We start from the raw sequence: 26,808 nt of genomic DNA on the forward strand, positions 1-26,808 counted from the left end.
TCTCCTTACGCTTCGGCTTCAGCCGGTGCTTCATCCCGCTTGGGCAGGATATCGGCGACCTTTTTGCCACGACGCGCGGCAACCGAACGCGGGCTCTGTTCTTTCTTAAGGCCGTCGATGGTGGCGCGGATCATGTTGTACGGGTTCTGCGAGCCCAGCGACTTGGACACAACGTCCTTAACGCCCAGCATTTCGAACACGGCACGCATCGGACCACCGGCGATGATACCGGTACCTTCCGGTGCGGTGCGCATGACCACTTTACCGGCGCCGTGACGGCCCTCGATATCGTGGTGCAGGGTCCGACCCTCGCGCAGTTGCACGCGGATCATCTGACGCTTGGCTTGCTCGGTCGCCTTACGGATGGCTTCAGGTACTTCTTTCGCTTTACCTTTGCCAAAGCCCACGCGGCCTTTCTGATCGCCAACAACCACCAGAGCGGCGAAGCCAAAGCGCTTACCACCTTTTACGGTTTTCGACACGCGGTTGATTGCGACCAGACGATCGGCAAATTCCGGCGCTTCTTCACGGTCGCGGCCACGGCCCCGACGGTTCTCACGTTCTGCCATTTGGCATCCCTTTTCTCATGTGGCGCTTGGCGCCGTTTTCTTCAATCCAAGTGAGCCTCGACTGACGCCGAGGCCCCCGGATCATCGGGGCGGATCGAAACCCGCCCACAGGTCTTAGATTTTCAGGCCGCCTTCACGCGCGGCGTCGGCAACTGCCTTCACCTTGCCGTGGAACAGGAAGCCGCCACGATCGAAATAAGCCTCTTCGACGCCGGCCTTCTTGGCCCGCTCGGCGATGGCTGCGCCCACTTTGGTGGCCGCTTCGACGTTGTTCTTGCCAACAACACCCAGATCCTTTTCCAGGGTCGAGGCCGAGGCCAGGGTCACGCCACGTACGTCGTCGATCAGCTGAACGGAGATGTTCTTGTTCGAACGGTGTACGGACAGACGCGGACGACCCGCGTTGACCTTGCGAAGTTTGTTCCGAACGCGCAGGCGGCGCTTCAGAAACAGGGTTCTTTTGCTGTTTGCCATTGTGTTCGTCCTTACTTCTTCTTGCCTTCCTTGCGGAAGATGAACTCGCCCTTGTAGCGGATGCCTTTGCCTTTGTACGGCTCAGGACGGCGCCACTCGCGGATTTTCGCCGCGGTTTCGCCCACCAGCTGCTGGTCGATGCCTTCCACAACGATCTCGGTCTGCTTCGGCGCGGTGATGGTGACACCTTCCGGAGCAACGAAATCAACATCGTGGCTGTAGCCCAGGTTCAGCTTCAGGGTGTTGCCCTGCATCTGAGCGCGGTAACCCACACCCTGGATTTCCAGTTCCTTCTTGAAGCCTTCGGTCACACCGGTCACCAGGTTGGCGACCATGGTGCGGCTCATGCCCCACTGCTGACGCGCACGCTTGGACGAACCACGCGGGTCGATTTTGACCACGTTGTCTTCGACCGTCAGGGTGACGTCATCGGTTGCGGTGAAGCTGCGGGTGCCTTTCGGACCTTTGACTTCGATGGTCTGACCCGACACAGAGGCGGTAACGCCGCTGGGCAGCTCGACCGGTTTCTTACCAATACGAGACATTGCAGACCTCCTTAGAAGACGGTGCAGAGCACTTCGCCGCCAACATTGTTGGAGCGAGCGTTTGCGTCCGACATCACACCTTTCGGAGTGCTGACAATCGACACGCCCAGGCCCTGACGAACCTGCGGGATGTCATTGACGCCCATGTATACGCGACGGCCGGGCTTCGAGACCCGCTTCAGTTCGCGAATGACAGGGGTGCCTTCGTAGTATTTTAGGCTGATTTCCAGAGCCGGATGACCGTTTTCACCGGTCGTCTTTTCATAGCCGCGGATATAGCCTTCGTCCGCCAGCACGTCCAGAACCCAGGCGCGCAGTTTCGACGCCGGAGTGATCACGGTGGACTTGCCGCGCATTTGCGCGTTGCGGATGCGGGTGAGCATATCGCCGATAGGATCGTTCATATCTGTCTCTCCCTTACCAGCTCGATTTCACCATGCCGGGGATCTGACCAGCAGAACCCAGCTCGCGCAGCGCGATACGGCTGACCTTCAGCTTACGGTAGTAAGCGTGGGGACGACCGGTCAGCTGACAACGGTTGTGCAGACGGGTAGCCGAGCTGTTGCGCGGCAGTTTCGCCAGTTTCAGACGCGCTTTGAAGCGCTCTTCCATCGGCTTGCTCTCGTCATTCGCGATCTCTTTCAGAGCCGCACGCTTTTCGGCATATTGTGCCACCAGGCGTGCGCGCTTCTTCTCGCGTTCGATCATTGCTTTTTTAGCCATGTCTCAATCCTCCCGGCGCTTACGCGTTGAACGGCATGTTGAAAGCTTTCAACAGTGCCTTTGCTTCAGCGTCGGTTTTCGCTGTGGTGGCAATTACGATGTCCATGCCCCAGACCTCATCGACCTTGTCGAAGTCGATTTCCGGGAACACGATGTGCTCTTTCATGCCCATGGCAAAGTTGCCACGGCCATCGAAGGACGGTTTCACACCGCGGAAGTCACGTACGCGAGGCATCGCGATGGTGATCAGACGGTCGAGGAATTCGTACATCCGGTCGCCGCGCAGGGTCACCTTGGCGCCCAGCGGCATGTCTTCACGGACGCGGAAACCCGCGATCGACTTCTTCGCCTTGGTCGAAACGGCCTTCTGACCGGCGATCGCCGTCAGATCCTCGACCGCGGCTTTCGCCTTCTTCGAGTCCTTCACCGCCTCGGCACCACAGCCGATGTTCAGAACGATCTTCTCCAGCTTGGGGATCTGCATATCGTTCTTGTAGCCGAACTCTTCTTTCAGAGCGGCACGGATGGTTTCAGCGTACTGAGCTTTCAGACGCGGGGTGTAGGTTGCAGCATCAAGCATCGATCACGTCCCCCGTGGTCTTGGCGTAACGAACCTTCTTGTCACCTTCCATGCGGAAGCCGACGCGGGTTGCCTTGCCGTTCTTGTCCAGCAGGGCCAGGTTCGACAGGTCGATCGGCAGCGCCTTGGGCAGGCGGCCACCTTGCGACGTTTGCGACTGGCGGGTGTGGCGGATGGCGATGTTCACGCCATCAACGACAGCTTTGCCGGCTTTGGGGTCGACCGAGGTGATAGTCCCCTCTTTGCCCTTGTCCTTGCCGGCCAGCACGACGACCTTGTCGCCTTTGCGGAGTTTAGCAGCCATGATTACAGCACCTCCGGAGCCAGCGAGATGATCTTCATGAAGTTCTTCGCGCGCAGTTCACGAACAACGGGGCCGAAGATACGGGTACCGACGGGCTCGTTGTTGTTGTTCAGGATGACGGCGGCGTTGCGATCGAAGCGGATCGCGGTGCCGTCTTCGCGACGGACTTCTTTGGCGGTGCGCACGACGACGGCCTTGCGGACGTCACCTTTCTTCACGCGGCCGCGCGGAATGGCTTCCTTCACCGAGACGACAATGATGTCGCCGACGGAGGCGTATTTACGCTTGGAACCACCCAGGACCTTGATGCACTGAACTCGGCGGGCGCCGGAGTTGTCAGCGACATCCAGATTGGTCTGCATCTGGATCATGTGGTTTCTCCCGACCTGTGGGGGCTGGTCTTGTTAAATCCCCCAGGGTTTCGACAAATGGAAAAATCCCGGAGGCCTAGGCCTCCAGAACCTCCCAACGTTTCGTCTTCGATTTCGGCGCGCATTCGATGATGCGTACGGTGTCGCCGACCTTGAAGGCGTTCTTTTCGTCGTGAGCCCGGTATTTCTTGGACTTACGAACGGTTTTCTGCAGCAGAGGGTGCTTGAAACGGCGCTCGACCAGAACGGTGATGGTCTGTTCGTTGGCGTCGCTGGTCACGGTGCCTTGCAGGATACGCTTGGGCATCTGATTACTCCTCGGATGCCGCGGCAGCGGCCTTTTCGTTCAGAATGGTTTTGACGCGGGCAGCATTGCGGCGGGCCGCTTTGATACCAGCAGTGTTTTCCAGCTGACCGGTGGCCTGTTGAAAGCGCAGGTTGAAGCTTTCTTTCTTCAGGTTGGCCAGTTCCTCGCGGAGCTGGTCCGGGGTCTTTTCACGCAGTTCTTGGGCGTTCATCGCCTTTTCCTTTGCTCAAAACACCAGAAGGCCCCGTACACGGGTCACCTTGGACCTGGTGGATGAATGATAGACATGCGAATCGCCCGACAACGCCGGGAGACCGCAGGATGCCGCCGTATAAGGGTTTGGTGGGTGGGTGGCAAGAGGAAGTTTTGCAGCCAGAACCGGGCAACCAACGGGTCACGTCAGAACCTGACCACTTGCGCGTTGTCTTCTGTGGAAACGGGTTTGGCCGAAACTCAAAAGACACGTGAAACCCTTGAAGTATCTTTATCCCGCTGACTTAGGAACGGTGAAAAAAATGGAACTGGTTGTCCTAATTGGGTTTGCGGCACTTCTAGTTGCTTTAATATCAAGAAAGCCACGCCTCGTCGCCCGTCATAGAGGCCATCAAAAACATCCGCAAGCCTCCACACGGAAACGCGCAATCCCGCGACAACAGCCGAGTGTTGTTCCCTCCAACCGCGTTCTGACGGGGCGCGCTTATGTGATCGATGGCGACACAATCATTGTCCGTGGAACAAAGATCCGTCTAGCCGGCATTGATGCGCCCGAGTTGGACATGCCATGGGGCCTAAAGGCAAAGTGGACGATGGTCGAAATCTGCAAAGGTTAGGAGATTACCGTCAAGCCGAACGGCGAAACATCCTATGACCGGCTAGTTGGAATTGGATACCTACCCAATGGGCAGGACATCGGCGCGGAGCTGGTCAAAAGGGGGCTTGCGCTGGACCTGCCTTTCTTTTCACAGGGAAGGTATAGGCATCTCGAACCAACCGGTGCCAGAGAACGACTGCGGAATGGGGCTTTCGGTCACGCATCGATTTCGGTTCGCAGGACGACGACAGTCGTCGCCTATCGGCGCAGATCAAACCGGCACAATGCGGGCAGTTGAGTTCGCCCTTCAAGGCTCACTCCCACTTATAGTTAAAACTGACCGAAATCCGTTCTTCTTCGGCCATGTTCATCGGCACCTCGTGGCGCAGCCAGCTTTCCCACAGCAGAACGTCGCCGACCTTCGGCTTCATATAAATAAAGGGCTGCAATTCGCGCCGGGCGCCCTTGCGGCGCACCGGCGCGGCCATCATCCGGCCCGAGCGGGGGTCCTCCAGCTTCAGCGCGCTGGCGCCTTCCGGCATTGACACATAGGTCGTCCCAGAAATCACACTGTGAGGATGGATGTGGCTGGCATGCATTCCACCCTCAGGCAGGATGTTGATCCAAAGATCCTCCAGCTTCAATTCCCGGTCATCCAGATCAAACTCAAGGTCTTTTGCGAATGCAGCCACGTGCTGATCCAAAGTCTTCACCAAATCCTGAAAGATCGGAAACCGCCAGGGCAGATCAGTCAACGACGCATAGCTGGTGTAACCCGGATAGCCGTTCTTTTCGCACCACTCCTGCCCGGCCTCATCATCCTCAGCGATGACAAGGCACGAGTTCTCCAGCTCCTCCGGATCGATCCTTGGATCGAACTCAGACAGAGCGGCGCGGTAGAGACGGGTAACGAAGAGTGATTCAATCTGTGCCATGGGCGTCCATTACCCCATTCGACGCCAAGGCGCGATAGAGGAACTTTCTTCGATTCTGGAAAACCGCCGCAGCTGTCACAAGTCAACATAGGGCAACGGGTCGCTGTGATGCGCGATCAGCTTCCACGCTCCACCTTCATGGCGATAGACATTCGTGCCGCGCATCCGGATACCGGCCCCATCGCCCTGCCCCGATGCTTCGGCGACGTGATGCACAGTTGCAAGCGTATCCCCAACCACAACATGCCGGTTCAGCACTTTGATCGACCCGCCCAGATGCGCCCGACCCTGCGCGACCCAATCCTGATCCGTGACTTTCCACCCGACGTGGAACAGATCGGGTGACGGCCCCATATAGATGACATCGTCCGCATGCGACCACAGCGCCTCCATCGGCGCAACGTCACCCTCGAACATTGCGTTCAGTGCGGCAAAGAAGCCGTCGTCAATCTTTTCAATCTCTGACGTCGAAACCATTTGAGGCCCCCTGTTCTAGGCTTTTCCAAAATATCAAAAGCTGAAGCTGAGCCTAACCCAAACCATCCGAAAAACAAAAAACCCCGCCGGTTCGGCGGGGTTTTCTGAAGTCTTGGCAAGACCGGTTTACCAGTCCTCGCGGACCACCACGCGGGTCTTGATCGGCAGCTTCATCGCAGCCAGGCGCAGGGCCTCGCGCGCGATTTCATCGTTGACGCCGTCGATCTCGAACATCACGCGACCGGGCTTCACTTTGGCTGCCCAATAGTCGACCGAGCCTTTACCTTTACCCATACGGACTTCGGTCGGCTTCGAGGTCACGGGAGTATCCGGGAAGATCCGGATCCAGACGCGACCTTGACGTTTCATGTGACGGGTCATGGCACGACGAGCAGCTTCGATCTGGCGTGCGGTGACGCGCTCGGGCTGCAGGGCTTTCAGACCGTAGGTGCCAAAGTTCAGATCAGAGCCGCCTTTGGCTTCGCCCTTGATCCGGCCTTTGTGCATCTTGCGGAATTTTGTACGCTTTGGTTGAAGCATATCTTTCCCTCCTTAGCGACGACCGCCACCAGCACCACGAGGTGCAGGGCCGTCCTGGAGTTCCTGTGCTTTACGGTCACGTGCCTGCGGATCGTGCTCCATGATCTCACCTTTGAAGATCCAGACCTTGATCCCGATGATCCCGTAGGGGGTCATCGCTTCGGCATGTGCGTAATCGATGTCGGCACGCAGGGTGTGCAGAGGCACGCGGCCTTCGCGGTACCATTCGGTCCGTGCGATTTCGGCGCCGCCCAGACGGCCAGCGACGTTCACCCGGATACCCAGGGCGCCCATGCGCATGGCGTTCTGAACCGAGCGCTTCATTGCGCGACGGAAGGAAACACGACGTTCCAGCTGCTGAGCGATCGACTCGGCAACCAGCTGCGCGTCGAGTTCCGGCTTGCGCACTTCGACGATGTTCAGGTGCAGTTCGCTGTCGGTCATCTGCGCGATTTTCTTGCGCAGAACTTCAATGTCCGCGCCTTTCTTGCCGATGATGACACCGGGACGCGCGGTGTGGATCGTGACGCGGCACTTCTTGTGCGGACGTTCGATGATCACACGGGCGATGCCGGCCTGCTTGCACTCTTTCTTGATGAACTCACGGATCTTGAGGTCTTCCAGCAGAAGATCACCGTAGTCCTTGGTATCTGCGTACCAACGGCTGTCCCAGGTGCGGTTGACCTGAAGGCGCATGCCGATCGGATTGACTTTATGTCCCATTAGGCTTGCTCCTCAACTTGACGCACCTTGATGGTGATCTCCGAGAACGGCTTCATGATCTTGCCGAAACGGCCACGGGCACGCGGACGACCGCGCTTCATGACCAGGTTCTTGCCAACCCATGCTTCGGCGACGATCAGCTCGTCGACATCCAGGTTGTGGTTGTTTTCGGCGTTCGCGATTGCGGACTGCAGGCACTTTTTGACGTCCTGCGCGACACGCTTGTTCGAGAAAGTCAGGTCGGTCAGAGCCTTCTCGACTTTCTTGCCGCGGATCATTTGCGCAACCAGGTTCAGTTTCTGCGGGCTGGTGCGAAGCATACGGGTTTTTGCCATTGCTTCGTTTTCAGCCACGCGGCGGGGGTTCTTTTCCTTGCCCATGACTTACTTCCGCTTCGCTTTTTTGTCTGCGGCATGGCCATAATAGGTCCGGGTCGGCGAGTACTCACCGAACTTCTGACCGATCATGTCTTCCGAGACGTTTACCGGGATATGCTTCTGGCCGTTGTACACACCAAAGGTCAGACCCACGAACTGGGGCAGAATGGTGGAACGACGCGACCAGATCTTGATGACTTCGTTGCGGCCCGACTCGCGCGCAGCTTCGGCTTTTTTCAGCACGTAAGCGTCGACGAAAGGACCCTTCCAAACAGAGCGAGACATGTCTTAACGCCCTTTCTTCTTGGCGTGCCGCGAGCGGATGATCAGCTTCTGGGACGCTTTGTTCTTGTTGCGGGTACGCTTACCCTTGGTGTCCTTACCCCAAGGCGTAACCGGCGTACGGCCACCCGAGGTCCGGCCTTCACCACCACCGTGGGGGTGATCGATCGGGTTCATGGCAACACCACGGACCGACGGACGCACGCCCTTGTGGCGCATACGACCGGCTTTGCCGAGGTTCTGGTTGCTGTTGTCGGGGTTCGACACGGCACCGACGGTGGCCATGCATTCCTGGCGCACCATGCGCAGCTCGCCCGAGCTCAGACGGATCTGGGCATAGCCGCCATCGCGGCCGACGAACTGGGCGTAGGTGCCCGCTGCACGCGCGATCTGACCGCCCTTGCCGGGCTTCATCTCGATGTTGTGCACGATGGTACCGATCGGCATACCCGAGAACGGCATCGCGTTGCCGGGCTTGATGTCGGCCTTGGCCGAAGCGATGACCTTGTCGCCAACCGCCAGACGCTGCGGCGCCAGGATATAGGCCTGCTCGCCGTCGTCATATTTGATCAGTGCGATGAATGCGGTCCGGTTCGGGTCGTATTCGATCCGCTCGACGGTTGCCGCCACATCCAGTTTGTTCCGTTTGAAGTCAACGATCCGGTAGAGACGCTTTGCGCCACCGCCACGGCGGCGTGAAGTGATCCGTCCGGTGTTGTTCCGGCCGCCCGATTTGGTCAAACCCTCAGTGAGAGACTTGACCGGACGTCCTTTCCAAAGCTCCGAACGGTCGATCAGCACCAGCCCGCGCTGGCCCGGCGTCGTCGGTTTGTACGACTTGAGTGCCATGCTTTCTGTCTTCCGTTTAGCAAGCGCGAGGATCAATCCCCGCTATGTGAGAGGCCCCCGTAGGTGCCCAGGTTATAGGGCCCCGAAGGTCCCCGGTTGCAAATATCAGAGGCCCCGGAACGAATCCGAGGCCGCAAGATTGGGAGCGTGTAGCAGGGTTGGGGGTGGGGGGCAATAGGAGTGATCGCAGTTTCTCTCCTGCTAGCCAAAAATCGGGCTTTCACGACACTAGACACTAACAGAGCTATGACCGAAATGGGACCGTCGAAAGAGAAACAGGAACATCTCTGTAGCCCATATGTTCCAAGAAGGTTGTGATGCTCTCCGCTATAAGATCTTTGTGTGCACTTGGTCCAACGATTACTTCCTTGATTGGCATCTGACCCGTGTTGCCCAAGTGATCACCGGTGCACACGTAGGGAATGAGACCGAGGTTGCTTGGCCTAAACTGCAATCCCGACCTGAACTTTTTTATCGCCGAGTAAGGCAAAACGATCCTTGCTTCGTTTTCTTTTTCAAACGCGTCGTTCTTGAGGATCAGAATGTAGTGCATCAGTGTGTCATAGAGGTACTCAACGTACTGTTCGTCATGATCATGGGGCCAACGCTCCGGCATGGCGCTGCGGTCCAGTTCATATTGTCTTTCGAACCGGCCAATAACAGAAAGCAAAATTGTCGCTTTTCTTCGCCATCTGTACTGAACTTCAAGCGGCACTTGATCGGGGGCAACAAAGACAGGGGTATTCGATTTTGTAGCTTCGTGAGAGACTTTAGTCGAAATTTCAGAGTGGCCCGTGAGGCCGTTCACTGCAAGGCAGACACCTGCACTGCCACCGTATCCTCGCCATTGTTCCAAACTGTCTCTAGAGGTTGAAAAGCAGGCCACCAAATGCCCAATTCGGGCTTCGCGCGAAAGCTTTTCCGCCACAGACTTCAAAATTTCAGGAAAGCATCTAACGCGGGTTCTCTCAATTCGGTGTTGAATCACTTTCAATGCTAACTTTCGCCCATGCACGGTTTCTTCTGCGTCGTTCATGTAGCGACTGTCACTAGCCCAAAAACCACCCGTCCTTACAATTCCTTGAAAACCAGCCAAGGTTGTATAGTGGTAGAGCGTCTGTGCTGAGCAAATAACGTTCTCACGCTTGAACCGTTGCCGAAAACTCGGCGACTGACAATTGTCTAAATCTCCGAACGCCGCCTTTAGAAAGCCAGTGCGGTATGAAAATTGAGTAGACGCGCCCGTATCTCTCATTGCCGTGTCATCTTTCGGGGATGTTTATCGCAACAGGATACAGGCTGAGTGAGTAAGTTCAATCTAGTGAAGCCAGAACGCGTCATGATCTTGAGAACGCGAAAATAAAACAAAAACCCCCGCCTTTCGGCGGGGGCTTTCATCTCTCTCCAAAGACGGGTCCGATCAGAGACCGGTGGTCACGTCGATGGTGTTGCCCTCTTCCAGGGTCACATAGGCCTTTTTGACGTCTTTCCGCTTGCCCAGCTGGCCGCGGAACCGCTTGACCTTGCCTTTGGTCACGGTGGTGTTCACCGCCTTGACCTTCACACCAAACAGCGCCTCGACGGCCTCTTTGATCTGCGGCTTGTTGCTGTCGATCGCCACTTCAAAGACAACCGCGCCGTTCTCAGAGGCCATGGTCGTTTTCTCGGTGATGATCGGCTTGCGGATCACGTCGTAGTGTTCTGCCTTCGCGCTCATTTCAGTCGAGCCTCCAGTGCTTCGACACCCGCCTTGGTGAGCACCAGGGTGTCACGCTTGAGGATGTCATAGACGTTTGCGCCCATCGACGGCAGGATATCCAGACCTTCGATGTTGCGGGCTGCGCGGGCGAACCCTTCGTTCACGGTGGCGCCGTCGATGACCAGAGCGCGCTTCCAGCCCAGGTTTGCAACCTGTTTGGCCAGTGCGGCGGTCTTGCCTTCGGCTTCGGCGCTTTCGATCACGACCAGCTCACCGGCTTTGGCCTTGGCCGACAGTGCGTGGCGCAGGCCCAGCTTGCGGAACTTCTTCGGCAGGTCGTGGCCGTGCGAACGCGGGGTCGGACCCTTGTAGATGCCACCTTTGCGGAAGATCGGCGCGTTGCGGTCACCGTGACGTGCGCCACCGGTGCCCTTCTGGCGGTAGATCTTCTTGGTCGAGTAGCTGGTTTCCGAGCGGGTCTTCACCTTGTGGGTGCCAGCCTGCGCGTTGTTGCGCTGCCAACGGACCACACGGTGCAGGATGTCCGCGCGCGGCTCCAGGCCGAACAGGTCCGCATCCAGCTCGATGTTGCCGGCTTTCTTGCCGTCCAGTTTGATTACATCAAGTTTCATGCTTCACCACCTTCCGCGGGTGCTTCTTCCGCAGGTGCTTCGGTTGCAGCCGATTTCACAGCAGCCGGGAAGGGCAGGCCTTCCGGTGCTTTCTTCTTGACGGCGTCCTTGACGGTAACCCAGCCCGACTTCGGTCCGGGAACGGCGCCTTTGATGAAGACCAGACCACGGTCGGCGTCGGTTTTGACGACCTCGAGGTTCTGGGTGGTAACACGGGCAGCACCCATGTGACCGGCCATCTTCTTGCCTTTGAACACCTTGCCCGGGTCCTGACACTGACCGGTCGAACCGTGCGAACGGTGGCTGATCGAAACACCGTGCGAGGCACGCAGACCACCGAAGTTGTGGCGCTTCATTGCACCGGCAAAACCTTTACCGATCGAGGTGCCCGAAACGTCAACTTTCTGACCAGCCAGGAAGTGATCTGCCGAGATCTCGGCGCCCACTTCGATCAGCGCGTCTTCCGACACGCGGAACTCGGCCAGCTTGCGCTTGGGCTCGACCTTGGCGGCGGCGAAGTGGCCGCGCATGGCCTTCGAGGTGCGTTTTGCCTTGGCGGCACCGGCGCCCAGCTGAACGGCGGTGTAGCCGTCTTTGTCAGCGGTGCGCTGTGCAACGACCTGCAGGTTGTCCAGGTGAAGAACGGTCACAGGGATCTGCTTGCCGTCTTCCATGAACAGGCGGGTCATGCCGACTTTTTTTGCGATAATACCAGAGCGCATCATCAATACCCTCCGATCTTACGACTGCAGCTTGATCTCGACGTCCACGCCAGCGGCCAGGTCGAGCTTCATCAGCGCGTCCACGGTCTGGGGGGTCGGATCTACGATGTCCAAGAGACGCTTGTGCGTACGGATCTCGAACTGATCGCGGGATTTCTTGTCAACGTGAGGGCCACGGAGAACCGTGAACTTCTCGATCTTGTTCGGCAGCGGGATCGGGCCGCGCACGTTCGCGCCGGTCCGCTTTGCAGTGTTGACGATCTCTTGCGTGCTGGCATCCAGGACGCGATAGTCAAATGCCTTCAGCCGAATACGGATGTTTTGGCTTTGCATATTAACAGCCTTTTTTCAGGCGTTGGAGTTGAGAGGAGGACGGGCGCTCATCGCCAACCCTCATCGAACCCAAAAGGCGGGAATCACCCCGCCTTCACGTTCTCATCGAGAACCCGCGCGTACTACAGGGGCAAGCAGCATCTGACAAGAGGGAAGTTCAAAAAACGCTGCAAGTTCCGATTTCCTGCCGTCATTGTATCCGGTGCGCTTTAGTGGGTAGCCCGGCTGCTCTTCAATAGTTGCGTCATTTTTGGCCCGGCCAACCTCGTGCGGAATTTTCCTATTGGGCGTTCAAAATAGCGGGCAAAGACTATTCCGACTCCAAGCGAGCCGAACAGCAGTATCAGATCTCGGCCAAGAGTGTCGGCGACGGCCGCATCCAAAAGATGCAGGGCTGGATAATGCGTCACATAGACGGAAAAGCTTGCACCAGCCAACCAACGCACCTGTCGGTGCCCCGGCACGGTCTTGGGATCCAGAATTGCGATCCCAGCCACAAACATTGCGGTAAAGGTACCGATCAGGAAATTCCACAAGAATTCGTCTGAAAACCCCAGCCCCCAGCGGGCGTCCTGTACCCCGAGCGCGCCCGCCGTTGCGTCGACCAGAACCTCGGGCACCCCCAACAGGTGGTTGGCAAGATAGCAACCGGGTGCGAGCAGGACAAACACCCAACCGACCCAACGTGGGACAATAGCAAGGCCTTCGGACTGAACCCATTTCCAAAGGCCTACACCCATTAGCCAAGCCGGCATCAGAAGCATAACATTCAACCCTGCTATTGCGATGACGGCGATCAGGATCGCGATACGTGGCAGACCTTTTGTGAACACCGCGAAGCCGAACAGGATATAGTAGGCTGCCTCGTAGCTCAAGGACCACAGCGGGCCGTTGGTGCCCAGGCGGAGACGGCCGAGCGTTGACCATTCGTTCGAAAATGTCAGCCCACGCAACAGGAACTCGCCTGTCGGATGCGGTTGGTAGAACGGCGCCGGATACGCCCCCGCATCGATACCTTGACCATACGCATCAAAAGCCAGTGTCAACACCAGTGCCGGAACCATAACCGAAAAAAGGCGTGTCGCACGATTGAAAATAAATCGAGACCCTGTGCCATCCCGATCCGCCGCGTAGGCAATGACAAAACCAGAAATGACAAAGAACACGATGACGGCGTCGCTACCGACGTTCCAATCGCGCAGAAATGCATAACTGGTTCCTGTAAAGCGTGGATACGCAAGATGGGACAAGACCACGATCAAAGTTGCGGCGACCCGCATAACATCCAGCCAAAGGGACAGGCCGCGCGTCATCTCGCTATTTCCGTCCGGACGATACATCTTGGGACGCAGTTTTGAACTGAAGCCCCGTTGCTTCTTCGAAACTTTCGACGAATGGGTTGATCAGGGCCTCTTTCAAGTTTCTATGAGGTTGCTCGATCGGATTCCCGCGGGCGTCCGCTAGCCCAAATTCAAGCTCCTCGTACCCGTTCGGCACATAAAGTGTTCCAAACATCCAGTCCCAAATGGCGAATACTTCACCATAGTTCTTGTTGAAGTGCTTCTTGGCCCGGGAATGATGAATCTGATGTTGCGCCGGTGAAATGAAAATATGTTCCAACACCGGCCCGTAGCTAAGCCAAACATGGCTGTGCCTCAAGTTCGCTCCCAACAGGTTGAACACGAAATAACCCGCATTGGCACCGCCAATGGTCAAGAGGTCTATTTTTCCAATCAGCAGGAAAAGAACCAAGGCCTGAACGGCTCCCAGCACAAAACTATAGATCACGTTCCGGATCAGGAGAAAGACCGGGTGGTTTCGATTGGCGGTAAGCGGGGTCATAACCTCAGCCGAGTGATGCAAGGCATGGAATGGCCATAGCAACCGGTTCTCGTGGTGAATGAAATGCGCCCAATACTTACAGAAATCCAACGTTAGAATCACAATGAGCGTCGCCAAGGCGCTTCGCCCCCAAGTGATATCAAGCGGTTGGAAATCAGCCCCTTGATACCAAACAAGTTGATGCAGCACAAAGTTCGCAATCAACGGTGTGAAGAGGGTCGCACTGAATATACCCAATACGCCCAAGAATAGATTGATCAGGAAAACTTGAATATCGATGAGGTTGGAGCGGTGGAAATATACTTCACGCGGCAGCAGAAACTTTACGAAACCCGACGGCCGACCGCGAAACAACCATATGGCAAAAACCATAACGACTGTGCAAATCAGATAGAACGCGGCAAGGCGCGATTCATAGCTCGTGAAGAACCACTGCAACTGCGACCAAGCTTCTTCCACTATTCCCAACTGCAAGCTCCTCTCAACGAATTTTGATGCAATTGCCTGCGTCACACTGACGATACAATGAGCACTAAATGCGCTGAAATGATGGCAACATGCGCGAATGCCGGAAATTCTGCCCTTGTGAATGGGCTTGCAGGAACTGACTTGCTTTCGCAAGCAAGTGGCAGCGAACCTGATCACCGAAAGAAGAAGTACTGTTCAAACAGAGCAAAAAGGGCGCCCCAAGGGACGCCCTTTCCATCAGTATGCGCTGATGCGCCTTACTCGATGATTTTGGACACGACGCCTGCGCCGACGGTGCGGCCGCCTTCGCGGATGGCGAAGCGCAGACCGTTTTCCATGGCGATCGGGGCGATCAGCTCGACGCCGAACGACACGTTGTCGCCGGGCATGACCATCTCGGTGCCTTCGGCCAGGGTCACGGTGCCGGTCACGTCAGTCGTACGGAAGTAGAACTGCGGACGGTAGTTCGCGAAGAACGGAGTGTGACGGCCGCCTTCTTCCTTGGTCAGGATGTAGGCTTCGGCTTCGAACTTGGTGTGCGGAGTAACCGAGCCCGGCTTACACAGAACCTGGCCACGCTCAACGCCGTCACGGTCAACGCCGCGCAGCAGGGCGCCGATGTTGTCGCCCGCTTCACCGCGGTCCAGCAGCTTGCGGAACATCTCGACACCGGTGCAGGTGGTCTTCTGCGTGTCGCGGATGCCGACGATTTCGATCTCGTCGCCAACGTTGATCACACCACGCTCGACACGACCGGTCACAACGGTACCGCGGCCCGAGATCGAGAACACGTCTTCGATCGGCATCAGGAACGGCTGGTCAACAGCGCGCTCGGGCGTGTCGATGTACTCGTCAACGGCCGCCATCAGTTCGCGGATCTTGTTCTCGCCGATTTCCGGGTTGTTGCCTTCCATCGCGGCCAGAGCCGAACCTGCGATGATCGGAATGTCGTCGCCGGGGTAGTCGTAGCTGGACAGCAGTTCGCGAACTTCCATCTCAACCAGTTCCAGCAGCTCTTCGTCGTCAACCTGGTCAACCTTGTTCAGGAACACGACCATCTTCGGGATGCCAACCTGGCGGCCCAGCAGGATGTGCTCGCGGGTCTGCGGCATCGGGCCGTCAGCGGCGTTCACAACCAGGATCGCGCCGTCCATCTGCGCCGCACCGGTGATCATGTTCTTCACATAGTCAGCGTGGCCGGGGCAGTCGACATGCGCATAGTGGCGGTTGTCGGTCTCGTATTCCACGTGGGCGGTCGAGATGGTGATGCCGCGCGCTTTCTCTTCCGGCGCACCGTCAATCTGGTCATACGCCTTGAAGTCGCCGAAATACTTGGTGATTGCTGCGGTCAGCGTCGTCTTGCCGTGGTCAACGTGGCCAATCGTGCCAATGTTGACGTGCGGTTTTGTACGCTCAAACTTTTCCTTTGCCATGATGGCCTCCTTTTTCGGAAATGAAGGGAGCCCGGGCAGCAGGCTCCCTCTATTTTTCGGTTATGCGTATTTTGCCTGGATCTCTTCCGCGATGTTCTGCGGAACCGGATCATAGTGGTCGAACTGCATGGTGAACTGGGCGCGGCCCGACGACATCGAACGCAGAGTGTTGATGTAGCCGAACATGTTGGCCAGCGGCACGAATGCGTCGATCGCAATCGCGTTGCCGCGCGGCTCTTGTCCAGACACCTGGCCCCGACGCGAAGTCAGGTCGCCGATGATACCGCCGGTGTACTCTTCCGGGGTGATCACTTCGACCTTCATGATCGGTTCCAGCAGTTTCGCGCCGGCCTTTTTCAGACCTTCGCGCATGCACATCCGCGCCGCGATTTCGAACGCCAGAACGCTCGAGTCGACGTCGTGGAATTTACCGTCCAGCAGGGCAACCTTGAAGTCGATCACGGGGAAGCCGGCCAGCGGGCCGCTGTCCATGACGGACTGGATGCCTTTTTCGACACCCGGGATGTATTCCTTCGGAACGGCACCACCAACGATGCGGCTTTCGAACGAATAACCTTCGCCCGGTTCGGTCGGAGTGATCTCGAGCTTGACCTCAGCGAACTGACCCGAACCACCCGACTGTTTCTTGTGGGTGTAGGTGTGTTCGATCGGCATCGAGATGGTCTCACGATAGGCCACCTGCGGCGCACCGATGTTGGCTTCGACCTTGAACTCGCGCTTCAGACGGTCGACCAGGATGTCCAGGTGAAGTTCGCCCATGCCCTTCATGATGGTCTGACCCGATTCCAGGTCGGTTTCCACGCGGAAGGACGGGTCTTCGGCGGCCAGACGGGCCAGACCCTGAGACATCTTTTCCTGGTCGCCCTTGGTTTTGGGCTCGACCGCGATCTCGATCACCGGATCGGGGAAGGTCATGGTTTCCAGAACCACGGGATCCTTCGGATCGCACAGGGTGTCACCGGTGGTGGTGTCTTTCAGACCCGCCAGAGCGATGATGTCGCCTGCGAACGCTTCTTCGATCTCTTCCCGGTTGTTCGAGTGCATCATCATCATACGACCGATGCGCTCTTTCTTGCCTTTGGTCGAGTTCAGAATCGAGTCGCCCTTGTTCAGAACGCCCGAGTAGATCCGGGTGAAGGTCAGCGAGCCAACGAAGGGGTCGTTCATGATTTTGAACGCCAGGCCCGAGAAGGCCATGTCATCGTCAGCGCGACGCGCGATGTTACGGACTTCTTCCTCGTCACCGGGTTTGAAGCCCATGTAGTCGACAACGTCCAGCGGGCTGGGCAGATAGTCGATCACGGCGTTGAGCAGCGGCTGAACACCTTTGTTCTTGAACGCCGAACCACCCAGAACCGGCACGAAGTGCAGCGCCAGGGTACCCTTGCGCAGCAGTTTGCGCAGGGTCGGAATGTCGGGCTCGTTGCCTTCCAGGTATTCCATCATCGCGTCGTCGTCTTCTTCGACGGCCGCTTCGATCATCTTGCCGCGCCATTCTTCAGCCATGTCCTTCAGGCTGTCGCGGATCGGAGCCTTGACCCAGCTTGCGCCAAGGTCTTCGCCCTGCCACAGCCATTCTTCCATGGTGACCAGGTCGATCAGGCCTTCAAGTTCGTTCTCTGCACCGATCGGGATACCGACGGGAACGGCGCGCGCGCCGGTGCGGTCTTCGATCATGCGAACGCAGTTGAAGAAGTCGGCGCCGATCTTGTCCATCTTGTTGACGAAGACCATGCGCGGAACCTTGTAGCGGTCAGCCTGACGCCACACGGTTTCGGTCTGGGGTTCAACACCGGCGTTTGCGTCCAGAACGCAGACGGCACCGTCGAGAACCGCCAGCGAACGCTCGACTTCGATGGTGAAGTCAACGTGGCCGGGGGTGTCGATGATGTTCAGGCGGTGCTTGGGGGTATCGGCGGTCTGACCGTCCTCGGTGCGCTCCCAGAAGGTGGTGGTCGCAGCCGAAGTGATGGTGATGCCGCGTTCCTGCTCCTGCTCCATCCAGTCCATGGTGGCTGCACCATCGTGCACCTCACCGATGTTGTGGGATTTGCCGGTGTAATACAGGATACGCTCCGAGCAGGTGGTCTTGCCTGCATCGATGTGCGCCATGATACCGAAGTTACGGTATAGTTCGAGCGGATATTCGCGTGCCATTTGGATAAGCCTCTGGGATTACCAACGATAGTGGCTGAAGGCTTTGTTCGCCTCGGCCATCTTGTGGGTGTCTTCGCGCTTCTTAACGGCAGTACCGCGGGACTGTACGGCGTCCAGCAGTTCGCCGGCGAGGCGTTCTTCCATGGTGTTTTCGTTGCGGCCGCGCGCGGCGGTGATCAGCCAGCGGATGGCCAGAGCTTCGCGGCGCTCGGGGCGCACTTCGACCGGAACCTGGTAGGTTGCACCACCAACCCGGCGCGAGCGAACCTCGACCGACGGCTTGATGTTGTCGAGTGCTTCGTGGAACACCTCGACAGGAGCGCGCTTGATCTTGCTCTCAACGCGATCGAAGGCGTTGTAGACGATACGCTCTGCGACCGACTTCTTGCCGTCGATCATCAGGTTGTTCATGAATTTGGTCAGGACCTTGTCGCCAAATTTGGCGTCAGGCAGGACTTCGCGTTTTTCGGCGGCGTGACGACGTGACATATCAGCCTCTCCTTCTTACTTGGGACGCTTCGCGCCGTATTTCGAACGACGTTGCTTACGGTCTTTGACGCCCTGGGTATCCAGAACACCACGCAGGATGTGGTAGCGGACACCCGGAAGGTCTTTCACACGGCCGCCACGGATCAGAACAACCGAGTGCTCTTGCAGGTTGTGGCTTTCACCCGGGATGTACGAAATGACTTCGTAACCGTTGGTCAGGCGCACCTTGGCAACCTTACGCATAGCCGAGTTCGGCTTCTTCGGCGTGGTGGTGTACACGCGGGTGCAGACGCCGCGCTTCTGCGGGCACTGCTCCAGGTGCATGGACTTCGAGCGTTTTACTTTGGGCTGCCGCGGTTTGCGGATCAGCTGTTGAATAGTTGGCATTCCGGTTTCTTCCCCGTTTTGCAACACACATGACATGCACGCGCGTTGCGTGCGGCTAACTTCGCTGCGCCAATGCGTCCACAAGCGCAAAACCCGCGAGCGTTCCCATTCCGAGGTGAACGTCGCGGTTGGTTATCAGAGGGCGCGAACTGCAAAATTGTCCGGGCCTTGACCAGTTCAATACTGAAATCGGTTTTGGGGCGGCCCCCGGTACCGAGATGACGGGCGTATAGGGGGAGTCGGCCCGACTGTCAACAGCCCCGGCAGATGCCCGCCCGCCTTGCAGCCGTGCGTCGCGGCGGAAGCGACATCGGTTGCGGTGTCACATCCCTCGGGGCATAGTCCGCACTGGTGTATTCCTACCGGAAGTGAAGATGCAAGTCATTGGTCTGTGCCGTTTCTCCTACCCGGCCATCGGCGGGTTCCAGACCATGCACGAGTCGGTCGAAGCGCGCCGGCGCTATCTGTATGACCCCCGGCGTCTGGACGAGCGGTTCCGCCTGTTCGAGACCTGCGCCCTGCCCGCCCTACGCGCCCAGACGGATCCGCGGTTTCAGTTTCTGATCGTGACGGGGACCTGCCTGCCTAGGGTCGCCCGTGATCGTCTGAACGACCTGACTTCGGGCATGAAACAAGTGCAAATCGTCTCGCAGGAACCCGGCCGGCATCGCTCTGTCATGAAGGACGTCCTGAACCGGGCACGCCTGAACCCTGACCTGCCATGCCTGCAGTTCCGTCATGATGACGACGATGCGATTGCGGTGGATTTCGTCGAATTGCTGCGCCGCGCGGTTCAGGACGCCGAAGGGCTGGTACGGCGCAACAAGATGGTTGCCATTGATTTCAATCACGGCTTCCTTGCCCGGTTCGACGCCAGCGGAATCCAGGTTACGCCGGTTCACCGGTCCCTGCTGGGTGTTGGTTTTGGGATGTATGTGCGCGGCGGGTGTGAGCTGACGATCATGAACTTTGCCCACCACAAGATCGGCAACTTCATGCCAGTCATCAGCCAGAACGAACCACCGATGTGGGTGCGCACTCTCAACGGGTTCAACGATTCACCCAACACCCGCACAAGCAAGGCCAAGCTGGAACCGTTGACCCCCGCTCTGGCAAAGCAGTTCGAAACCCGGTTTGCAATTGATCCGGCGGTGGTCCGACGCGTCTATTCGGACGCCTGAAGTGCCCGCTCGCGAAAGAGGGTGAACAGGCCCGCGGTCACCACCAGTGCGGCACCCAGCATGGTGATCCGGTCAGGCCAATCTCCGAATACCGCCCATCCCAGACCCAAGGCCCAGATCAGGCTCGAGTATCGGAACGGCGCGACAAAGCTGACCTCGCCAACGCGCATCACCATGACGCTGAAGAGATACCCCAGCAGGACGAAAACTGCTGCCGAGGCAATCAACATCCCCGACCCGGCCGTCATCGGCACCCAACCCTGGAAGACCGAGGCAATTGCCGCACCGGTGGTAATCGTCAATGAGGTTGCCAAAGTGACGACCATCGACGGCACCTCGGGCGACATTCGGCGGGTGATCAAATCCCGAGCCGTCACGCAGATGACGGCAATCAAGGCATACATGGCATAGATGCTGAATCCGTCCGGACCCGGTCGCACGATCAGCAACATGCCTGCAAATCCCAATGCAATGGCCATGATCCGCCGCCACCCGATCTGTTCCGAAAAGAACAGGGCCGCACCCAGGGTTACGGTCAGCGGCAGGGCCTGCAGAACCGCGGTCACATTGGCCAGCGGCATGTGCATCAAAGCCGTGAGGAAGAAGAACGTCGCCGACAATTCCGCCACGCAACGAAAAGCCACCAACCAGCGGTCGTGCCGCCCGAACCGCAGATGCAATGCCCCCAGATGCCGCGTCAACGCAAAAACCAGGATGGTCGCCAACAACCCACGCAGAGCCACCAGTTGGAACAGTGGCACCTCCTGACCAGCCGCTTTGACCAGCGTGTCGTTCACAGTGAATGCGGCCATGCTGCCCATCATCAGCAGGGCGCCTTTGACGTTCGGTGTCATTGCCGTAGCCCGGTTTCAATCTGGTCCCGGCATTGGCATCTCACCTGAGCAGATTGTCAACTTGTGATCCGGCCAATTCGATTTTGTTTGGTCCGATCGCAGTAATACCTGATCACTGCCATGGGGTGGGTTTCTGCGTTGCCGCTTACAGGTAGTTCAGCTTCTGCGTGACCCAGAACAGAATCTCTGCAAGTGGCGAGATCGGCCCGGCCTTGTCTGTCATCACAAGCGCGGTGCCCGACGCGCCGAATTGAAGTGTTTCCAGAGGTACATCGCCAGGAAGTTCGATGAGGACCGGAAAGCTGGTGATCCCGACAAGTTCGCGCATTGAAGGTAAACCGGAGCGGAGATCCAGTGCGCCCTCAGACAGGGCCGGCGGGAACCCCGAAATAGTTCCCGTGATCTCGGATCCCGGTTGGGTTCGCAGCGCCACACGTATTTCATCGCCAAGGCCGACATTGGAACGGCTGGATTGGGGCAGCGAGGCCACCAACGCGTGGTTCGTCGGATCTATGAAGGTCAATGCGCCTTGGAAGGTTGTCGCGCGATTGCCCGGGCGCAGCGTGACCGCACTGACGATCCCGTCGCCCGGCGCGAAGACTCTCGTCTGCTTGAGGTTCCATTCGGCCTGCGCAAGCGCCTGTTCGGCCTCCACGACCGCCACATCCTCACCGTCGATCTGAGCTGCGATCCGGCGCTCCAGCCCCGCTTTTCGGGCTTCTGCTGCACGAATGCTTGCGGTGAGCTGTTCGATCGTCGCAACCGCTTCCTGCAGTTTGAAGGTGGTAGATGCGCCACGCTCTTCCAGTTGAACGATGTCATCCCGCCGCTGCTGCCCAAAAACGAGCTGCGCGGTCAATGAAGCGATATCGGCTTCGGCAGCCGCCAGATCCGTGGTCAATTGGTCCGCTGCAGACCGGGCGGCTTCCAGAGATGCCTCCAGCCGCGCTACCTCGAGCACGTAGAACTCGGGATCGATTCTGAACAAAAGATCGCCTTCGTTGACCTTCTGGTTCGGCTCAACGGCAACTTCGACGACCGTTCCGGAGACATTGGGCACAATGCTTGTCTGAACGCCCAGAACCGACACAGGCCCCGTGGGCGCCGTGTGGTTGAGTGCGCCGATGACAACCAACGCGACGACGGCGGCCCCACCGTACGACACGGTCTTCCAGAAGCCATTCCAGGGCAGCAGGCTGAACTTGGAAAAGACCAGCCAAATCACGCCAAAATACAATCCGAGGACTATGAGCATCCGAGCAAGACCCGTGTTGAGTTTCAAACAGTGATGACGGGAGCAATTCCATTACCACATTCTGATTTTTGAGTATGCAGCAGTTCCGTTTGAAATCACAGTGTTTGGATCGAACCGTGGCCGCTTCCGGCACCGGCCGAAACAAAAAAGGCCCCGCGGAACCGCAGGGCCTTTCTGAGTTTCTCGTCGCCGATATTATTCGCGGCTTTCCGGAGTTTCCACCAGCGAGTCCAGCTCGTCGCCGACCATGTCATCATCCATCATCGGAGCGGCCAGCGCGGCTGCGGCCTCTGCCTCTTCGCGACGTGCCTCGATGACGACATTGTCACGCTGCTGCGCGATCTGGCGAACACGCTGTGTCGCACCACCGGTACCGGCCGGGATCAGACGGCCGACGATGACGTTCTCTTTCAGGCCAACCAGCTTGTCCTTCTTGCCTTGAACCGAAGCTTCGGTCAGCACACGGGTGGTTTCCTGGAACGACGCCGCCGAGATGAACGAACGCGTTTGCAGCGATGCCTTGGTGATCCCCAGAAGGATCGGCTCGCCCTGGGCCGGACGACCACCGCGTGCGATGGTCTTCTCGTTGGCCGCGTCGAACTCCTGTTTGTCGACATGCTCGCCCTTCAGCAGGGTGGTGTCGCCCGAGTCCAAGATCTCCCACTTCTGCAGCATCTGGCGCACGATGACTTCGATGTGCTTGTCGTTGATCTTCACACCCTGCAGGCGGTAGACCTCTTGCACCTCGTTGATCATGTAGTCAGCCAGCGCCTCGACACCCATGATCGACAGGATGTCATGCGGAGCCGGGTTGCCGTCCATGATGTAGTCACCCTTCTGCACGAAGTCGCCTTCCTGCACCGGGATGTGCTTGCCCTTGGGCACCATGTACTCGATCGTCTCCAGCGACTCGTCGACCGGCTCGATGCTGATGCGACGCTTGTTCTTGTAGTCGCGGCCAAAGCGCACGTAACCATCGGCTTCCGCGATGATTGCGTGATCTTTCGGACGACGCGCTTCGAACAGTTCGGCCACACGCGGCAGACCACCGGTGATGTCCTTGGTCTTGGCGCCTTCACGCGGAATACGCGCAACAACGTCACCGGCCTCGATCTTCTGACCGTCTTCGACCGACAGGATCGCGTCCACAGACATCGGATAGTGAACCGGGTTGCCCGCATCGTTGCGGACCGGCTCGCCATTGTCATCCACAAGAATGATCTCGGGCTTCAGATCGCTGCCTTTGGGGGCGGCGCGCCAGTCGATCACGATCTTCTGGGTCATGCCGGTTGCATCGTCGGTCTCGTCGCGGACAGCAATGCCCGAAACCAGGTCGACGTATTTTGCGGTACCGGCTTTCTCGGCGATGATCGGCAGGGTGTAGGGGTCCCACTCGAACAGCTTGTCGCCGCGCTTGACCTTGGTGCCTTCTTTGACAAACAGCTTCGAGCCGTAGCCCAGCTTGAAGCTGGCGCGCTCTTCGCCGTGTTCGTCGTTGATCACCAGCTTCATGTTCCGGCCCATGACCAGGCTTTCGCCGGCGGCATTGACCAGGATCTGCGGGTTCTCAAAGGCAACGACACCGTCCTGGTTCGCTTCCTGGAACGACTGCTGACCACCTTGCGCAACACCACCGATGTGGAAGGTCCGCATCGTCAGCTGCGTACCCGGTTCACCGATCGACTGCGCGGCGATGATGCCGACAGCCTCACCGGTGTTCACCATGGTCCCGCGTGCAAGGTCACGACCGTAGCAGGTTGCACAGACGCCTTCCTCGGACTCACAGGTCAGAGGCGAGCGGATGCGCATCGAGGCAACACCGGCCTCGTCGATCGTATCGGCCATGCGTTCGTCGATCAGCTGTCCGGCGGCGACGATGACCTCGTCGGTACCCGGACGCAGAACGTCATCTGCGGCCACACGGCCCAGAACGCGTTCTGCCAGCGACGCGACGACTTCACCGTCATTGACCGCAGCCTCGGCCGTGATCGCACGGTCGGTTCCACAGTCGACCTCGCGCACGATGCAATCCTGCGCCACGTCAACAAGACGACGGGTCAGGTAGCCCGAGTTCGCCGTCTTCAGAGCGGTATCCGACAGACCCTTACGGGCACCGTGGGTCGAGTTGAAGTATTCAAGAACGGTCAGACCTTCCTTGAAGTTCGAGATGATCGGCGTCTCGATGATGTCGCCGTTCGGCTTGGCCATCAGGCCGCGCATGCCGCCCAGCTGCTTCATCTGGGTTACCGAGCCACGCGCACCGGAGTGCGCCATCATGTAGACCGAGTTCGGCTCTTTGTCGGCGCCGCCCTCATCCTTGGCCACGGCCGAGATGGTGCGCATCATGGCTTCGGTTACGCGGTCGTTACACTTCGACCAGGCATCGACAACCTTGTTGTACTTTTCGCCCTGAGTGATCAGGCCGTCCATGTACTGCTGTTCGAAGTCTTTCACCTGTTCGCGGGTTTCGTCCACGATGCCCCACTTGTCCTCGGGGATCACCATGTCGTCCTTGCCGAACGAGATACCGGCCTTGAACGCTTCCTTGAAGCCCATCGACATGATCTGGTCGCAGAAGATCACCGACTCTTTCTGTCCGCAGTAGCGGTAGACGGTGTCGATCACCTGCTGCACTTCTTTCTTCCGCAACAGGCGGTTGACCAGTTCAAACGGTGCCTTGTTGTTCTTGGGCAGCAGAGCCCCCAAGCGAACACGGCCCGGCGTGGTTTCAAAACGCTTCTGAACCTCGTTGCCTTCTTCGTCGATCTGAGTGATCCGCGCGGTGATTTTCGAGTGCAGGTGCACCTCGCCCGCGTCCAGCGCGTGCTGGACTTCGTCGATCGAACCAAAGACCTTGCCTTCGCCGGGCATGCCTTCGCGTTCCAGGGTCACGTAGTAGAGACCCAGGATCATGTCCTGCGACGGAACGATGATCGGAGCGCCGTTTGCAGGCGACAGAACGTTGTTCGTCGACATCATCAGAACACGCGCTTCCAGCTGCGCCTCAAGGCTCAGCGGGACGTGAACGGCCATCTGGTCACCGTCGAAGTCGGCGTTGAAGGCCGAACAGACCAGCGGGTGCAGCTGGATGGCTTTACCTTCGATCAGGACCGGCTCGAACGCCTGAATGCCAAGACGGTGCAGTGTCGGCGCACGGTTCAGCATGACTGGGTGTTCGCGGATCACCTCGTCGAGGATATCCCACACTTCGGGACGCTCTTTCTCGACCAGCTTCTTCGCCTGTTTCACGGTCGAAGACAGACCCTTGGCTTCAAGGCGCGAGTAGATGAACGGCTTGAACAGTTCCAGCGCCATCTTCTTGGGCAGGCCACACTGGTGCAGCTTGAGCTCGGGGCCGGTCACGATGACCGAGCGGCCCGAGAAGTCGACGCGCTTACCCAGAAGGTTCTGACGGAAGCGGCCCTGCTTGCCTTTCAGCATGTCCGACAGCGATTTCAGCGGACGCTTGTTGGCGCCGGTGATTACGCGGCCACGACGGCCATTGTCGAACAGGGCGTCCACGGATTCCTGCAGCATCCGCTTTTCGTTGCGGACGATGATGTCAGGCGCGCGAAGCTCGATCAGACGCTTCAGACGGTTGTTCCGGTTGATGACACGGCGATACAGATCGTTCAGATCCGAAGTCGCAAAACGGCCACCATCCAGCGGAACCAGCGGACGCAGTTCCGGCGGAATGACCGGAATCACGGTCATCACCATCCACTCGGGCCGGTTGCCGGACTCGAGGAAGGATTCAACAACCTTCAGACGCTTGATGATCTTCTTGGGCTTCAGCTCGCCGGTGGCTTCGGCCAGATCAGCGCGCAGTTGCTCGGCTTCGGCTTCCAGATCTATCTGGGCCAGCATCTCACGGATGGCTTCGGCACCGATATTCGCCGTGAACGCGTCCATGCCATAGGCATCCTGCGCGTCCATGTACTCTTCCTCGGTCAGCATCTGGCCGTAGGTCAGGTCCGTCAGACCGGGCTCGATGACGACATAGTTTTCAAAGTACAGAACGCGTTCCAGATCGCGCAGCGTCATGTCCAGCATCAGACCGATGCGCGACGGCAGCGATTTCAGGAACCAGATGTGAGCGACCGGCGCGGCCAGCTCGATGTGGCCCATACGCTCACGGCGAACCTTCTGCAGGGTGACTTCCACACCGCATTTCTCGCAGACAACGCCGCGATACTTCATCCGCTTATATTTGCCGCACAGGCATTCGTAGTCTTTGATCGGGCCAAAGATACGCGCGCAGAACAGACCGTCACGCTCGGGCTTGAACGTCCGGTAGTTGATGGTTTCGGGTTTCTTGATCTCGCCATAGGACCAAGACAGGATCCGCTCGGGCGACGCCAGAGAGACCTTGATCTCGTCGAAAACCTTCGGGGGCGTCAGCGGGTTGAACGGGTTGTTGGTGATTTCCTGGTTCATTTGTTACCTCAAATCTTGCGGAAGGGGGGAC

General features: G+C 58.3%; 33 protein-coding genes. 2 read left to right on the forward strand and 31 right to left on the reverse strand.

The genetic code is table 11. From position 1 onward, the window contains the following. Nucleotides 1–5: 5 nt before the first annotated feature. The 10 genes from rpsE to rpmC form a co-directional block, all read right to left on the reverse strand. Nucleotides 6–569, reverse strand: a complete 564-nt coding sequence (gene rpsE, locus K3752_RS13815; protein WP_093965365.1) for a 30S ribosomal protein S5 — start codon at nucleotides 567–569, stop codon at nucleotides 6–8. 114 nt (nucleotides 570–683) lie between these two features. Further along, nucleotides 684–1,043, reverse strand: a complete 360-nt coding sequence (gene rplR, locus K3752_RS13820; protein WP_010437103.1) for a 50S ribosomal protein L18 — start codon at nucleotides 1,041–1,043, stop codon at nucleotides 684–686. Nucleotides 1,044–1,054: 11 nt separating this feature from the next. Then, a complete protein-coding gene (gene rplF, locus K3752_RS13825; protein ID WP_093965363.1) occupies nucleotides 1,055–1,588 on the reverse strand; it encodes a 50S ribosomal protein L6 in 534 nt (177 codons plus the stop codon). A gap of 11 nt (nucleotides 1,589–1,599) precedes the next feature. Next, nucleotides 1,600–1,992, reverse strand: a complete 393-nt coding sequence (gene rpsH / locus K3752_RS13830) for a 30S ribosomal protein S8 (protein WP_093965361.1) — start codon at nucleotides 1,990–1,992, stop codon at nucleotides 1,600–1,602. 13 nt (nucleotides 1,993–2,005) lie between these two features. Beyond that, nucleotides 2,006–2,311 carry a 30S ribosomal protein S14 gene (rpsN, locus tag K3752_RS13835; RefSeq protein WP_093965360.1) on the reverse strand — a complete coding sequence of 102 codons (306 nt, stop codon included), beginning with the start codon at nucleotides 2,309–2,311 and terminating at the stop codon, nucleotides 2,006–2,008. A 19-nt stretch (nucleotides 2,312–2,330) separates the two neighbouring features. Then, nucleotides 2,331–2,891 (reverse strand): 50S ribosomal protein L5, encoded by a 561-nt coding sequence (rplE, locus tag K3752_RS13840; RefSeq protein ID WP_093965358.1) that lies wholly within the window; start codon nucleotides 2,889–2,891, stop codon nucleotides 2,331–2,333. Then, nucleotides 2,884–3,195 (reverse strand): 50S ribosomal protein L24, encoded by a 312-nt coding sequence (rplX, locus tag K3752_RS13845; protein ID WP_093965356.1) that lies wholly within the window; start codon nucleotides 3,193–3,195, stop codon nucleotides 2,884–2,886. Before rplX ends, rplE begins: the two co-directional genes overlap by 8 nt. A 2-nt stretch (nucleotides 3,196–3,197) precedes the next feature. Continuing rightward, a complete protein-coding gene (rplN, locus tag K3752_RS13850; RefSeq protein WP_005621870.1) occupies nucleotides 3,198–3,566 on the reverse strand; it encodes a 50S ribosomal protein L14 in 369 nt (122 codons plus the stop codon). A gap of 76 nt (nucleotides 3,567–3,642) precedes the next feature. After that, complete coding sequence (gene rpsQ, locus K3752_RS13855; protein WP_170342963.1) at nucleotides 3,643–3,873, reverse strand: 30S ribosomal protein S17; 231 nt, start codon at nucleotides 3,871–3,873, stop codon at nucleotides 3,643–3,645. A 4-nt stretch (nucleotides 3,874–3,877) separates the two neighbouring features. After that, nucleotides 3,878–4,084 carry a 50S ribosomal protein L29 gene (gene rpmC, locus K3752_RS13860; protein WP_093965352.1) on the reverse strand — a complete coding sequence of 69 codons (207 nt, stop codon included), beginning with the start codon at nucleotides 4,082–4,084 and terminating at the stop codon, nucleotides 3,878–3,880. A gap of 253 nt (nucleotides 4,085–4,337) precedes the next feature. Between rpmC and K3752_RS13865 the strand changes: the two genes are divergently transcribed. Next, entirely contained in the window at nucleotides 4,338–4,703 is a 366-nt protein-coding gene (locus K3752_RS13865) for a thermonuclease family protein (protein WP_260063552.1), read from the forward strand. A 295-nt stretch (nucleotides 4,704–4,998) separates the two neighbouring features. Here the strand turns inward: K3752_RS13865 and K3752_RS13870 are convergent, their stop codons facing one another. The 18 genes from K3752_RS13870 to rpsL form a co-directional block, all read right to left on the reverse strand. After that, nucleotides 4,999–5,619: a 2OG-Fe(II) oxygenase family protein gene (locus K3752_RS13870; protein ID WP_170392161.1), complete on the reverse strand. Its 621-nt coding sequence runs from the start codon at nucleotides 5,617–5,619 to the stop codon at nucleotides 4,999–5,001. A 75-nt stretch (nucleotides 5,620–5,694) separates the two neighbouring features. Then, nucleotides 5,695–6,096, reverse strand: coding sequence for a nuclear transport factor 2 family protein (locus K3752_RS13875; protein WP_170366437.1), 402 nt, complete (start codon nucleotides 6,094–6,096; stop codon nucleotides 5,695–5,697). A gap of 126 nt (nucleotides 6,097–6,222) precedes the next feature. Next, a complete protein-coding gene (gene rplP / locus K3752_RS13880; protein ID WP_005980704.1) occupies nucleotides 6,223–6,636 on the reverse strand; it encodes a 50S ribosomal protein L16 in 414 nt (137 codons plus the stop codon). Nucleotides 6,637–6,648: 12 nt separating this feature from the next. After that, the gene (gene rpsC / locus K3752_RS13885) at nucleotides 6,649–7,359 is read right to left on the reverse strand and encodes a 30S ribosomal protein S3 (protein WP_093965346.1); all 711 of its coding nucleotides are present in this window, start codon (nucleotides 7,357–7,359) and stop codon (nucleotides 6,649–6,651) included. Next, nucleotides 7,359–7,739, reverse strand: coding sequence for a 50S ribosomal protein L22 (gene rplV, locus K3752_RS13890; RefSeq protein WP_039538267.1), 381 nt, complete (start codon nucleotides 7,737–7,739; stop codon nucleotides 7,359–7,361). Before rplV ends, rpsC begins: the two co-directional genes overlap by 1 nt. A 3-nt stretch (nucleotides 7,740–7,742) precedes the next feature. Further along, entirely contained in the window at nucleotides 7,743–8,021 is a 279-nt protein-coding gene (gene rpsS / locus K3752_RS13895; RefSeq protein ID WP_005980699.1) for a 30S ribosomal protein S19, read from the reverse strand. A gap of 3 nt (nucleotides 8,022–8,024) precedes the next feature. Beyond that, nucleotides 8,025–8,867, reverse strand: a complete 843-nt coding sequence (gene rplB, locus K3752_RS13900; protein ID WP_093965344.1) for a 50S ribosomal protein L2 — start codon at nucleotides 8,865–8,867, stop codon at nucleotides 8,025–8,027. Between the two features lie 244 nt (nucleotides 8,868–9,111). Beyond that, nucleotides 9,112–10,122: a DUF2971 domain-containing protein gene (locus tag K3752_RS13905; protein ID WP_260063553.1), complete on the reverse strand. Its 1,011-nt coding sequence runs from the start codon at nucleotides 10,120–10,122 to the stop codon at nucleotides 9,112–9,114. Nucleotides 10,123–10,287: 165 nt separating this feature from the next. Continuing rightward, nucleotides 10,288–10,584, reverse strand: coding sequence for a 50S ribosomal protein L23 (locus K3752_RS13910; protein ID WP_093965341.1), 297 nt, complete (start codon nucleotides 10,582–10,584; stop codon nucleotides 10,288–10,290). After that, nucleotides 10,581–11,198, reverse strand: a complete 618-nt coding sequence (gene rplD / locus K3752_RS13915; protein ID WP_170342972.1) for a 50S ribosomal protein L4 — start codon at nucleotides 11,196–11,198, stop codon at nucleotides 10,581–10,583. The genes K3752_RS13910 and rplD overlap by 4 nt, the downstream gene beginning before the upstream one ends. Then, nucleotides 11,195–11,920 carry a 50S ribosomal protein L3 gene (gene rplC, locus K3752_RS13920; protein ID WP_170343454.1) on the reverse strand — a complete coding sequence of 242 codons (726 nt, stop codon included), beginning with the start codon at nucleotides 11,918–11,920 and terminating at the stop codon, nucleotides 11,195–11,197. Before rplC ends, rplD begins: the two co-directional genes overlap by 4 nt. An 18-nt stretch (nucleotides 11,921–11,938) precedes the next feature. Beyond that, nucleotides 11,939–12,253 carry a 30S ribosomal protein S10 gene (rpsJ, locus tag K3752_RS13925; protein WP_008756422.1) on the reverse strand — a complete coding sequence of 105 codons (315 nt, stop codon included), beginning with the start codon at nucleotides 12,251–12,253 and terminating at the stop codon, nucleotides 11,939–11,941. Nucleotides 12,254–12,462: 209 nt separating this feature from the next. Next, the gene (locus tag K3752_RS13930) at nucleotides 12,463–13,566 is read right to left on the reverse strand and encodes an acyltransferase (protein ID WP_260063554.1); all 1,104 of its coding nucleotides are present in this window, start codon (nucleotides 13,564–13,566) and stop codon (nucleotides 12,463–12,465) included. 4 nt (nucleotides 13,567–13,570) lie between these two features. Next, nucleotides 13,571–14,554, reverse strand: coding sequence for a sterol desaturase family protein (locus K3752_RS13935; protein ID WP_260066327.1), 984 nt, complete (start codon nucleotides 14,552–14,554; stop codon nucleotides 13,571–13,573). 266 nt (nucleotides 14,555–14,820) lie between these two features. Then, a complete protein-coding gene (gene tuf, locus K3752_RS13940; RefSeq protein WP_170343064.1) occupies nucleotides 14,821–15,996 on the reverse strand; it encodes an elongation factor Tu in 1,176 nt (391 codons plus the stop codon). 60 nt (nucleotides 15,997–16,056) lie between these two features. Further along, the gene (fusA, locus tag K3752_RS13945; protein ID WP_170360942.1) at nucleotides 16,057–18,174 is read right to left on the reverse strand and encodes an elongation factor G; all 2,118 of its coding nucleotides are present in this window, start codon (nucleotides 18,172–18,174) and stop codon (nucleotides 16,057–16,059) included. 18 nt (nucleotides 18,175–18,192) lie between these two features. Then, a complete protein-coding gene (rpsG, locus tag K3752_RS13950) occupies nucleotides 18,193–18,663 on the reverse strand; it encodes a 30S ribosomal protein S7 (RefSeq protein WP_093964348.1) in 471 nt (156 codons plus the stop codon). Nucleotides 18,664–18,678: 15 nt separating this feature from the next. Further along, nucleotides 18,679–19,050 (reverse strand): 30S ribosomal protein S12, encoded by a 372-nt coding sequence (gene rpsL / locus K3752_RS13955; protein ID WP_005980675.1) that lies wholly within the window; start codon nucleotides 19,048–19,050, stop codon nucleotides 18,679–18,681. A gap of 374 nt (nucleotides 19,051–19,424) precedes the next feature. On the opposite strand from rpsL, the gene K3752_RS13960 reads away from it, so the two are divergent. Continuing rightward, entirely contained in the window at nucleotides 19,425–20,231 is an 807-nt protein-coding gene (locus K3752_RS13960) for a putative rhamnosyl transferase (RefSeq protein ID WP_260063557.1), read from the forward strand. On the opposite strand, the gene K3752_RS13965 is transcribed toward K3752_RS13960, so the two are convergent. The 3 genes from K3752_RS13965 to rpoC form a co-directional block, all read right to left on the reverse strand. Beyond that, nucleotides 20,216–21,085 carry a DMT family transporter gene (locus tag K3752_RS13965; RefSeq protein ID WP_260063558.1) on the reverse strand — a complete coding sequence of 290 codons (870 nt, stop codon included), beginning with the start codon at nucleotides 21,083–21,085 and terminating at the stop codon, nucleotides 20,216–20,218. The genes K3752_RS13960 and K3752_RS13965 overlap by 16 nt on opposite strands. 145 nt (nucleotides 21,086–21,230) lie before the next feature. Next, nucleotides 21,231–22,340, reverse strand: a complete 1,110-nt coding sequence (locus K3752_RS13970) for an HlyD family secretion protein (protein WP_260063559.1) — start codon at nucleotides 22,338–22,340, stop codon at nucleotides 21,231–21,233. A 195-nt stretch (nucleotides 22,341–22,535) separates the two neighbouring features. Beyond that, nucleotides 22,536–26,777 carry a DNA-directed RNA polymerase subunit beta' gene (gene rpoC / locus K3752_RS13975; protein WP_170341438.1) on the reverse strand — a complete coding sequence of 1,414 codons (4,242 nt, stop codon included), beginning with the start codon at nucleotides 26,775–26,777 and terminating at the stop codon, nucleotides 22,536–22,538. Nucleotides 26,778–26,808: the final 31 nt, after the last annotated feature.

Origin of the sequence: Ruegeria sp. B32, from assembly GCF_025141855.1 — a bacterium.
Classification (GTDB): domain Bacteria; phylum Pseudomonadota; class Alphaproteobacteria; order Rhodobacterales; family Rhodobacteraceae; genus Ruegeria; species Ruegeria arenilitoris.

Excerpts from the sequence above, each read along its gene's own strand:
- rpsE (WP_093965365.1), bottom strand. The coding sequence starts at position 569 with ATGGCAGAACGTGAGAACCGTCGGGGCCGTGGCCGCGACCGTGAAGAA.
- rplR (WP_010437103.1), bottom strand. The coding sequence starts at position 1,043 with ATGGCAAACAGCAAAAGAACCCTGTTTCTGAAGCGCCGCCTGCGCGTT.
- rplF (WP_093965363.1), bottom strand. The coding sequence starts at position 1,588 with ATGTCTCGTATTGGTAAGAAACCGGTCGAGCTGCCCAGCGGCGTTACC.
- rpsH (WP_093965361.1), bottom strand. The coding sequence starts at position 1,992 with ATGAACGATCCTATCGGCGATATGCTCACCCGCATCCGCAACGCGCAA.
- rpsN (WP_093965360.1), bottom strand. The coding sequence starts at position 2,311 with ATGGCTAAAAAAGCAATGATCGAACGCGAGAAGAAGCGCGCACGCCTG.
- rplE (WP_093965358.1), bottom strand. The coding sequence starts at position 2,891 with ATGCTTGATGCTGCAACCTACACCCCGCGTCTGAAAGCTCAGTACGCT.
- rplX (WP_093965356.1), bottom strand. The coding sequence starts at position 3,195 with ATGGCTGCTAAACTCCGCAAAGGCGACAAGGTCGTCGTGCTGGCCGGC.
- rplN (WP_005621870.1), bottom strand. The coding sequence starts at position 3,566 with ATGATCCAGATGCAGACCAATCTGGATGTCGCTGACAACTCCGGCGCC.
- rpsQ (WP_170342963.1), bottom strand. The coding sequence starts at position 3,873 with ATGCCCAAGCGTATCCTGCAAGGCACCGTGACCAGCGACGCCAACGAA.
- rpmC (WP_093965352.1), bottom strand. The coding sequence starts at position 4,084 with ATGAACGCCCAAGAACTGCGTGAAAAGACCCCGGACCAGCTCCGCGAG.
- K3752_RS13870 (WP_170392161.1), bottom strand. The coding sequence starts at position 5,619 with ATGGCACAGATTGAATCACTCTTCGTTACCCGTCTCTACCGCGCCGCT.
- K3752_RS13875 (WP_170366437.1), bottom strand. The coding sequence starts at position 6,096 with ATGGTTTCGACGTCAGAGATTGAAAAGATTGACGACGGCTTCTTTGCC.
- rplP (WP_005980704.1), bottom strand. The coding sequence starts at position 6,636 with ATGCTTCAACCAAAGCGTACAAAATTCCGCAAGATGCACAAAGGCCGG.
- rpsC (WP_093965346.1), bottom strand. The coding sequence starts at position 7,359 with ATGGGACATAAAGTCAATCCGATCGGCATGCGCCTTCAGGTCAACCGC.
- rplV (WP_039538267.1), bottom strand. The coding sequence starts at position 7,739 with ATGGGCAAGGAAAAGAACCCCCGCCGCGTGGCTGAAAACGAAGCAATG.
- rpsS (WP_005980699.1), bottom strand. The coding sequence starts at position 8,021 with ATGTCTCGCTCTGTTTGGAAGGGTCCTTTCGTCGACGCTTACGTGCTG.
- rplB (WP_093965344.1), bottom strand. The coding sequence starts at position 8,867 with ATGGCACTCAAGTCGTACAAACCGACGACGCCGGGCCAGCGCGGGCTG.
- K3752_RS13905 (WP_260063553.1), bottom strand. The coding sequence starts at position 10,122 with ATGAGAGATACGGGCGCGTCTACTCAATTTTCATACCGCACTGGCTTT.
- K3752_RS13910 (WP_093965341.1), bottom strand. The coding sequence starts at position 10,584 with ATGAGCGCGAAGGCAGAACACTACGACGTGATCCGCAAGCCGATCATC.
- rplD (WP_170342972.1), bottom strand. The coding sequence starts at position 11,198 with ATGAAACTTGATGTAATCAAACTGGACGGCAAGAAAGCCGGCAACATC.
- rplC (WP_170343454.1), bottom strand. The coding sequence starts at position 11,920 with ATGCGCTCTGGTATTATCGCAAAAAAAGTCGGCATGACCCGCCTGTTC.
- rpsJ (WP_008756422.1), bottom strand. The coding sequence starts at position 12,253 with ATGCAAAGCCAAAACATCCGTATTCGGCTGAAGGCATTTGACTATCGC.
- K3752_RS13930 (WP_260063554.1), bottom strand. The coding sequence starts at position 13,566 with ATGACGCGCGGCCTGTCCCTTTGGCTGGATGTTATGCGGGTCGCCGCA.
- tuf (WP_170343064.1), bottom strand. The coding sequence starts at position 15,996 with ATGGCAAAGGAAAAGTTTGAGCGTACAAAACCGCACGTCAACATTGGC.
- fusA (WP_170360942.1), bottom strand. The coding sequence starts at position 18,174 with ATGGCACGCGAATATCCGCTCGAACTATACCGTAACTTCGGTATCATG.
- rpsG (WP_093964348.1), bottom strand. The coding sequence starts at position 18,663 with ATGTCACGTCGTCACGCCGCCGAAAAACGCGAAGTCCTGCCTGACGCC.
- rpsL (WP_005980675.1), bottom strand. The coding sequence starts at position 19,050 with ATGCCAACTATTCAACAGCTGATCCGCAAACCGCGGCAGCCCAAAGTA.
- K3752_RS13960 (WP_260063557.1), top strand. The coding sequence starts at position 19,425 with ATGCAAGTCATTGGTCTGTGCCGTTTCTCCTACCCGGCCATCGGCGGG.
- K3752_RS13965 (WP_260063558.1), bottom strand. The coding sequence starts at position 21,085 with ATGACACCGAACGTCAAAGGCGCCCTGCTGATGATGGGCAGCATGGCC.
- K3752_RS13970 (WP_260063559.1), bottom strand. The coding sequence starts at position 22,340 with ATGCTCATAGTCCTCGGATTGTATTTTGGCGTGATTTGGCTGGTCTTT.
- rpoC (WP_170341438.1), bottom strand. The coding sequence starts at position 26,777 with ATGAACCAGGAAATCACCAACAACCCGTTCAACCCGCTGACGCCCCCG.